This is a genomic window from Pseudomonas mandelii (assembly GCF_002251635.1).
Taxonomy (GTDB): Bacteria; Pseudomonadota; Gammaproteobacteria; order Pseudomonadales; family Pseudomonadaceae; genus Aquipseudomonas; species Aquipseudomonas mandelii_B.
Map to the genome: position 1 here is coordinate 19,171 of NZ_NMOJ01000080.1, position 8,098 is coordinate 27,268.

At 58.7% G+C, this 8,098-nt stretch carries 9 protein-coding genes; 3 read left to right on the plus strand and 6 right to left on the minus strand.

The genetic code is table 11. The annotated features are described in order from the left end of the window. Positions 1 to 108 precede the first annotated feature (108 nt). The 3 genes from B7L09_RS11525 to lptF all read left to right on the plus strand — a co-directional run bounded on the left by B7L09_RS11525 (position 109) and on the right by lptF (position 2,088). Entirely contained in the window at positions 109 to 453 is a 345-nt protein-coding gene (locus B7L09_RS11525) for a pilin assembly protein (protein WP_094468905.1), read from the plus strand. 377 nt (positions 454 to 830) lie between these two features. Beyond that, complete coding sequence (locus B7L09_RS11530) at positions 831 to 1,244, plus strand: DUF4398 domain-containing protein (RefSeq protein ID WP_094468906.1); 414 nt, start codon at positions 831 to 833, stop codon at positions 1,242 to 1,244. Positions 1,245 to 1,299: 55 nt separating this feature from the next. Beyond that, a complete protein-coding gene (gene lptF / locus B7L09_RS11535; protein ID WP_094468907.1) occupies positions 1,300 to 2,088 on the plus strand; it encodes a lipotoxin F family OmpA-related lipoprotein LptF in 789 nt (262 codons plus the stop codon). A gap of 189 nt (positions 2,089 to 2,277) precedes the next feature. On the opposite strand, the gene B7L09_RS11540 is transcribed toward lptF, so the two are convergent. The 6 genes from B7L09_RS11540 to lysS all read right to left on the minus strand — a co-directional run bounded on the left by B7L09_RS11540 (position 2,278) and on the right by lysS (position 8,017). Next, positions 2,278 to 2,607: a PA3694 family proteiin gene (locus B7L09_RS11540; protein ID WP_094468908.1), complete on the minus strand. Its 330-nt coding sequence runs from the start codon at positions 2,605 to 2,607 to the stop codon at positions 2,278 to 2,280. Further along, positions 2,604 to 3,518: an alpha/beta hydrolase gene (locus B7L09_RS11545; protein WP_094468909.1), complete on the minus strand. Its 915-nt coding sequence runs from the start codon at positions 3,516 to 3,518 to the stop codon at positions 2,604 to 2,606. The genes B7L09_RS11540 and B7L09_RS11545 overlap by 4 nt, the downstream gene beginning before the upstream one ends. Positions 3,519 to 3,663: 145 nt before the next feature. Continuing rightward, positions 3,664 to 4,941 carry a flavohemoglobin expression-modulating QEGLA motif protein gene (locus B7L09_RS11550; protein ID WP_094468910.1) on the minus strand — a complete coding sequence of 426 codons (1,278 nt, stop codon included), beginning with the start codon at positions 4,939 to 4,941 and terminating at the stop codon, positions 3,664 to 3,666. Between the two features lie 36 nt (positions 4,942 to 4,977). Beyond that, positions 4,978 to 5,538 carry a hypothetical protein gene (locus B7L09_RS11555; protein WP_094468911.1) on the minus strand — a complete coding sequence of 187 codons (561 nt, stop codon included), beginning with the start codon at positions 5,536 to 5,538 and terminating at the stop codon, positions 4,978 to 4,980. A gap of 160 nt (positions 5,539 to 5,698) precedes the next feature. Further along, entirely contained in the window at positions 5,699 to 6,415 is a 717-nt protein-coding gene (locus tag B7L09_RS11560; RefSeq protein ID WP_094468912.1) for a TetR/AcrR family transcriptional regulator, read from the minus strand. Positions 6,416 to 6,517: 102 nt separating this feature from the next. Continuing rightward, the gene (gene lysS, locus B7L09_RS11565) at positions 6,518 to 8,017 is read right to left on the minus strand and encodes a lysine--tRNA ligase (RefSeq protein ID WP_094468913.1); all 1,500 of its coding nucleotides are present in this window, start codon (positions 8,015 to 8,017) and stop codon (positions 6,518 to 6,520) included. Between the last annotated feature and the right edge of the window lie 81 nt (positions 8,018 to 8,098).

Genomic DNA, 8,098 nt, shown 5'->3' on the forward strand with positions numbered 1-8,098 from the left:
ACCTTATGGGTTCGAGCTAGTCTGAAGAGTAAGCCGTACAACGGCTTGCCGCCGACCGCTGGCGGACACTCACACGCCTGCCACGAGCAGGAGCGAAATGAGGTTTTTATGAAAATCCGCGAACTTGCCCAGCATTGGGAAGAAAACGCCAAGGGTCGCCTGACCGACACCGGTTACAGGATTCATCTGGACATGGAAGCGGCCGCACGACTGGCGGCCATTACCGAAATGTACCCCAAGCGCCAACCCGAAGAACTGCTTGGCGAACTGATCGGCGCCGCGCTGGAAGAGCTCGAAAAGAGCTTTCCCTACGTGAAAGGATCGACCGTGGTGGCCACCGATGAAGAAGGTGATCCGCTGTACGAAGACGTCGGCCCGACCCCGCGTTTTCTCGCGTTGTCCCGTCGTCACTTGCACGATTTGTCATCGGGTGATGACAAGCAGAAACACTGATTCCCCACTGAACCCTGTGGGAGCGGGCTTGCTCGCGAAGACGGCGTATCAGTTGATAAAAATGTTGACTGACACACCGCCTTCGCGAGCAAGCCCGCTCCCACATTTAGCCTGCATATCCCTTCGATAATTGCGTGTTCCCGAGCCTTGAAAAGGTCGGGCATACCGCTGCACATCGCCAAAGTTCCCGATTTAGAGCCTTGTCCGTTCGGTCAAAGTATTTTCAGGCGATAGGCCATCTTCTCTGAACTTTTGAAAAACCCCTCGGGTCACAGCCATTAACCACGCCTGGGACGGCCGTTTCAAAACACCCCGGAAATTGACGGTTACGGCTCCTTGCCCAGCATGGATTTTTAAGTTTTTCAGGAGTTATACCAATGGAGTTGAAGACCATGAAGATCAGCACTGCCAAGACCTCTTTCAATCACCTGCGCGGTTTGAAACTGGCTGCCCTGGCAATCGGCAGCAGCTTCGTACTGGCCGGTTGTGCGGGCAATCCGCCAACCGAGCAATTCGCCGTGACCCAATCCGCTGTGAATGGTGCCGTCAGCGCCGGCGGCACCGAGTTCGCCGCCGTGGAAATGAAGTCCGCGCAGGACAAGCTCAAACAAGCCGAAATCGCCATGCACGACAAAAAGTATGCCGAGGCTAAAGTGCTGGCCGAACAGGCTGAGTGGGACGCTCGCGTAGCCGAACGCAAAGCTCAGGCGATGAAAGCCGAACAGGCTGTGAAGGACTCTCAGAAAGGGGTTCAGGAACTGCGTCAGGAAAGCCAGCGCACCGTGCAGTAAGCGCGCATCCAGACCCCAGACCTGAAGCTCTTATCGATAGAAAGGACGAATTATTATGCGTACACAATTGATGATCCCCGCTCTCCTGGCCGCAAGCGTTGCACTGGCTGCCTGCTCCACCCCGCCTAACGCGAACCTGGAACAGGCCCGCACCAACTACAGCGGCCTGCAAGCCAACCCGCAAGCCAGCAAAGTGGCGGCACTGGAAACCAAAGACGCCAGCGATTACCTGGACAAGGCCGACAAGGCTTACCTGGACAAAAAAGATCAGAACGAGGTCGATCAACTGGCCTATCTGACCAATCAGCGTGTTGAAGTGGCGAAGCAGACCATCGCCCTGCGCACCGCTGAAGCCAATCTGAAAAACGCTGCCGCGCAACGTGCCCAGGCGCGCCTCGATGCTCGCGATCAGCAGATCAAGCAGTTGCAGGACAGCCTCAACGCCAAGCAGACTGATCGCGGCACCCTGGTGACGTTCGGTGACGTGCTGTTCGCCACCAACAAGTCCGACCTGAAATCCAGCGGCCTGGTGAACATCACCAAGCTGGCGCAGTTCCTGCGTGATAACCCGGACCGTAAAGTGATCGTCGAAGGCTACACCGACAGCACCGGTACGGCTTCGCATAACCAGTCGCTGTCCGAGCGTCGCGCCGGTTCCGTGCGCATGGCGCTGGTGAAGATGGGCGTTGATCCAGCGCGCATCGTTGCGCAGGGTTATGGCAAGGAATACCCGGTTGCGGAAAACACCAGCACCTCGGGTCGTGCGATGAACCGTCGTGTGGAAGTGACCATTTCCAACGACAACCAGCCGGTGATCCCGCGTTCGGCGATCAGCTCGAACTAAGCATCACCCGCTGAAACACAAAAGCCCCGCCTGAGTCGATCAGGCGGGGCTTTTTTGTTGTTCACTCAATCCTGTGGGAGCTGGCTTGCCCGCGATAGCGGTTTGTCTGACATATTTATACTGATTGTGCCGCCGCCATCGCGGNGCCGCCGCCATCGCGGGCAAGCCCGCTCCCACAATAAATAGTGTTCACTGCTCCAGCTTCTGCGGGGTTTCTTCGCCCATGCAGCGCACGGCTTTTTTCTTGTTGTTGACCAAGACGCCCGTCAAGCCTTTCTGCTCGGTATCGAACATCACCAGCACGCCATCAACGCATTGCGCCACTTGTGCGGCCGGGGTCAGGGAAATTTTATAGTCCTCGCCCGGTACGGTCTTGAGCAGGGTGAAGTCGCTGAGCAGCAATGCATCTTCCGGCTTGGCGAAGTGCAGGTAGCCGTAGAACCACAGGCAACCGACGGTACCGATGATGGTGCCGATACCGGTGANGATCAGCGGGATGGCGTTACGTTCTTCACTCATTGCGGACTCTCTGAGGGTTCATCTTCTGAATTCGGGGGTGCCGGGTAATTGGGGATTTCACCCAACCGACGCAGGCCGTTGAAATGCTGCGGGTCATCGAGATAACGCAGCATGACCTTGCGCCAGACCGGGTCGGCGAACGTCTGCACATGACCACCACGGGTCAATTGCAGCACGCGCGGCGGCGGCGCAGCTTGATACAGACGGATGCCGTTGGAAAGGGGCACGATCGGATCGTCGATGCTGTGGTAGATCAGTTTCGGCACGCCGTTGAGCTGCGCCATGGAATTGATCGCGCTGTCGCCGTCCGGCACCAGCCACGAGAGCGGCACCTGGAACGCCCAGGTCAGCCAGGAATTGCTCAGGGCAAACTGTCCGATGCTGCGATAACTGGCGGGCACGCCGTCGAGGACGAAAGCCTTGAGTTGTTTCTGGCGTTCGGGGTGCTGAACCAGGTAATGCACGGCCATTGAACCGCCGAGGCTCTGGCCGAGCAGGATCAGTGGTTTACCTCTGACTTCCGGCGCCTGATCGAGCCACTTGAACGCGGCGTCGATGTCCTGATAGATCGCGGGCAAACTCGGTTCGCCTTCGGACAAACCGTAACCGCGATAATCGATCAGCAGCACTTGATAGCCCTGCTCCGGCAACCACCAACTGCCGCCCAGGTGCCAGGCGAGGTTGCCGCCGTTGCCGTGCAAGTGCAGCACGGTGCCCTTGACCTCGACACCTTTTTTCGCCGGCAGCCACCAGGCGTTCAGCCTGANGCCATCGGCGGTGGTCAGAGTCACTTCGCGGTATTCGAGTTTGGCTTTTCCCGGCGTGAACGGCAGCCCGGGCTCAGGGTAGAACAGCAGGGAGCTGCAACCGCTCAGGGTCAGGAGAAGGCAAAGGATGCCGAGGATTCTCATCCGTTGAAACCTCGCAAAAAATAGGTTGGAACAGGGTCTGGTGGTGAAACAGTAAACCTGTGGGAGCGGTGTGTCAGGCGACATCAATGTTGAATGTTAAACCGCAATCGCGGGCAAGCCCGCTCCCACAGGGACCTTGCCTGCCTTATAAGATGTTTGAGTAGTCCGCTTCGATCCGATCCAGGCTCAAGTGGTTGAGGAAGTTGGAGAAACACATCCACGCCGCCAGTGCGTTCATGTCGCGAAACTGCTCGGGCAGGTACTTGGGCGGCACCACCAGGCCTTCATCGACCAACTGGCGCAAGGTACGCATGTCTTCCAGCGTGGTCTTGCCGCAGAACAACAGCGGCACTTGTTCCAGCTTGCCTTTGCGCACGGCCAGCTGAATGTAGTTATAGACCATGATAAAGCCCTTGAGATAGGACAAATCCTTGGTAAACGGCAGGCCGGTCGGCGTCGAGCCACGGAACACCCGGCTGGCGTTGCCGTAGCTTTCGGCCATTTCAAAACCTTGCTCGCGGAAGAATTCGAACACCTGCAGGAAGTCAGCGCCCTCCTCCACCATATGGATGGCGCGGGTGCGGTTGGTCAGTTTGCGCAGGCGGCTGGGGTAGGACGCGAAGGTGATGATTTCCATCAGAATCGCCAGGCCTTCCTGGGTTACGGTGGAAGACGGCGGCCCCTTGGACAGGAACGTGCAGATCGGCTGATTTTGGCCATTGAGCGTGGTGCCGACGTGCACCAGGCCTTCATGCACTTCCAGCGCGCGCACATCACGTTCGTTGAACATCGCGTCGGCGCGGATCTTGATGTAGTCGGCGCCGGCCGCCGCGTCGGCGACGATCCCGTCGGACTCGAACACGCGAATGGTTTCTTCCGCCTCGCCAAATACCTTGNTCAGCCGGGTTTGCAATAAATGCACGGCATCCTTGGCGGTGAGGATTTTCGGCTCGTCCTTCAGGTCACCCCGGCCATCAATGTTATTGAGGTAGTCGGAGAGCATCAGGCCGAGGTCAGCCAGGGTCGGGTCGCCGGCGTGGAAGGCATCGGAGGCGGCGCCGTAGAGTTCCTGGGAGATCAGGCCGAAGTCCTCGGTGCCGCGCGCTTCGAGCATGCGCACCACCATCCGGTANTCCTTGCACATCCGCCGCATGATCTGCCCGACCGGGTTGAATTGGCCAAGCTGGCGGGTGATGTCGCGCTCGATGTTCTGGAACTCAAGCTTGACCGCGCTGGAGTCGAACGACAGCGGCCGGTTCAGGTAATAATCGCGGTCCACGGCGGGCAAAGCCTTGCCCTTGGCCTTGAGGAATCCCTGGCGAATGTTCTCGTCCCACTTCACGGCGTCGAGCACGCGAATCGGTGTTTGCGCCAGCACTATGCGATCGGACAAAATGCGTATCGTCTGCTGGTAATCGTCCACCCGAAACTCCTGTAGTAAAACCGTTAGGTGCTGGCTTTATTTAACTTTAGCTTTGGCCAGGCGCTGATAGCGCACCGCCTCGACGAAGACATCGGAATTGGCCGGATCATCGAGGTAAGCAAAGACCTGATCCATGCTGTTGTTGATCAAGACACCGTCGCCATCATCGGTCTGGAAGCCTTCACCGCTCAGGGCTTCTTGTCCGAGGGCTTGATTGATCTGCTCGAGATCGAGGTTGTAGACCACCAATTCGTGCTTATCGGTGAGTTCAAACCCGGCAATGATGAAATGCCCGCCGAACTGCGCTGGCACCTTGGCCGACAGGTACCAGCGACTGCCATGGCGTGACACCGTAAAGGGGTAGGCCTCGCGCTCTTTGGGTTTGGCCTTGAAGTAGCTGACCGCCTGGTAGCGATTGTCGCTCAGACGGGTCAACTCCAGATTCATCGGCTCGCCCCAGGCGTTGGTGCTGGTCCATTTGCCGAGCAGACCTTTGGGCGCGGGGTCGCTGGCGGGCAGTGGATCCCTGAAGGTCACCAGACAGCCACTGAGCAGCAGGAACGACAAGGCGATCACAACGACACGCCAGGCTTTCATTCAACACTCCCTATCGATACACCGCGATCTCAAACCGACCCCGGCCCCTGTGGGAGCGAGCTTGCTCGCGATAGCGATCTGTCAGGCAACAAAGATGTTGAATGTCAGTCCGTCATCGCGGGCAAGCCCGCTCCCACAGGGGTGTGGGTTCCCGCAGGAATTACACCGACGCCAATACCAGGTGCATGTAGCGGGTCAGGATGCCGAGCATTTCGGCTTCGGCGACAGGCTCGGCGTCGTTGAGCAGGCCCTGATATTCCATCCGACCGATTATCGCCGTCAACACTTTGGCATCCTGTTGCGGCTCACGGGAACCCAATACCTGGAAAAACTGCCCGGTGCCCTGCAACAGAATCTGCTGATGAGAACGCACCAGTTCCGCCAGACGCGGGTTAAGCANCGCTTCCTGACGGAACGCCTGTTCGGCCATCAAGTGTTCGCGGCGGTTGATCAGTTGCCGGTGCACATAGTCCGCCATCAACCGCGCAATGTCGTCGGCCAGTTGCGAGCGCGACTCAGGGCTGCCGTCGCCATAGGCGACCATCTCGCGCAGCAGGCCTTCGTTGCGCACCCACAGTTTGCCCATGAAGGCCGCGCTGCGCTCGACGTACTGGGCGAAGGTATCGGTGAGCAAGTCATCGATGTCCTTGAAGTAGTAGGTGGTGGCCGACAATGGCACGCCGGCTTCCGACGCCACCGCGCGATGGCGCACGGCCCGCACGCCGTCACGCACGACGATGCGCATGGCCGCATCGAGAATGTCCTGTCGACGCTGTTCGCTGCCCTGTCGGCTGGCCTTGCGGCCCTGGTACTGAACGCTTTCAGCGACCGCAGTGGCGACGCCCGCTGCACCTTCTTGAGCAATTGCACGGTTCACGACAGGTCTTCCTCTCTTACTTCAAAAGTAACCATTTGATACGTTTGTACCAGACAGGCAATAAAAAGCCGCCTGTTATAGGCGGCTTTTTTATTGAAACACTTACGCTTGCGGCCGCATGTGCGGGAACAGGATCACGTCGCGGATCGACGGCGAGTTGGTCAACAACATCACCAACCGGTCGATACCGATACCTTCACCGGCAGTCGGTGGCATGCCGTACTCCAGCGCGCGGACGAAGTCGGCGTCGTAGTGCATGGCTTCGTCGTCGCCGGCGTCCTTGTCGGCCACCTGCGCCATGAAGCGCTCGGCCTGGTCTTCCGCGTCGTTAAGCTCGGAGTAGGCGTTGGCGATTTCGCGGCCGCCGATGAACAGCTCGAAACGGTCGGTAACGTTCGGGTTGTCGTCGTTGCGACGGGCCAGCGGCGACACTTCGAACGGGTACTGGGTAATAAAGTGCGGCTGCTCCAGCTTGTGCTCCACCAGTTCTTCGAAAATCATCACCTGCAGTTTGCCCAGGCCTTCAAAGCCCAGCACCTTGGCGCCGGCTTTCTTGGCGATGGCGCGGGCCTTGTCGATGTCGGTCAGGTCGTCAGCGGTCAACTCTGGGTTGTACTTGAGGATCGAGTCGAACACCGAGAGGCGTACAAACGGCTCGCCGAAGTGGAACACCTTGTCGCCGTAAGGCACGTCGGTGCTGCCCAGCACCAGCTGTGCCAGTTCGCGGAACAGTTCTTCGGTCAGGTCCATGTTGTCTTCGTAGTCGGCGTACGCCTGGTAGAACTCCAACATGGTGAATTCAGGGTTGTGACGCGTCGAAACGCCTTCGTTACGGAAGTTGCGGTTGATCTCGAAGACTTTTTCGAAGCCGCCGACAACAAGGCGCTTGAGGTAAAGCTCAGGCGCGATACGCAGGAACATTTCCAGGTCCAGCGCGTTGTGGTGGGTTTCGAACGGTTTGGCTGCGGCACCACCCGGGATGGTTTGCAGCATCGGGGTTTCCACTTCCAGGAAGTCACGTTGCATCAGGAAGCTGCGGATGTGGGCGATGACCTGCGAACGCACGCGGAAGGTCTGGCGCACGTCTTCGTTGACGATCAGGTCAACGTAGCGCTGGCGATAGCGCTGCTCGGTATCGGTCAGGCCGTGGTGCTTGTCCGGCAGAGGGCGCAGCGACTTGGTCAACAGGCGCACACTGGTCATCTCAACGTACAGGTCGCCCTTGCCGGAACGGGCCAGGGTGCCTTCGGCCGCGATGATGTCGCCCATGTCCCAGGTTTTCACCGNGGCCAGGGTTTCTTCCGAAAGGGTCTTGCGGTTGACGTAGACCTGAATACGCCCGGTCATGTCCTGGATCACCATGAACGAGCCACGGTTGAGCATGATGCGACCTGCCACCTTGACCGGGATCGCCGCTTCCGCCAGCTCTTCCTTGGTCTTGTCCGCGTATTGCTTCTGCAAGGCATCGCAGTAGTTGTCGCGGCGGAAGTCGTTGGGGAAGGCGTTACCCTTGGCGCGCTCGGCAGCAAGCTTTTCCTTGCGCAGGGCGATCAGGGAGTTTTCTTCCTGTTGCAGGGCTTGGTCGAGTTGTTGGTCGCTCATGTCTTTTGAAATTCCATCACAGGTACGTTTTCCCCAGCCTTCGGCAGGGGATCGCCGGGCAAGGACTAAGTGTCCNNCNGG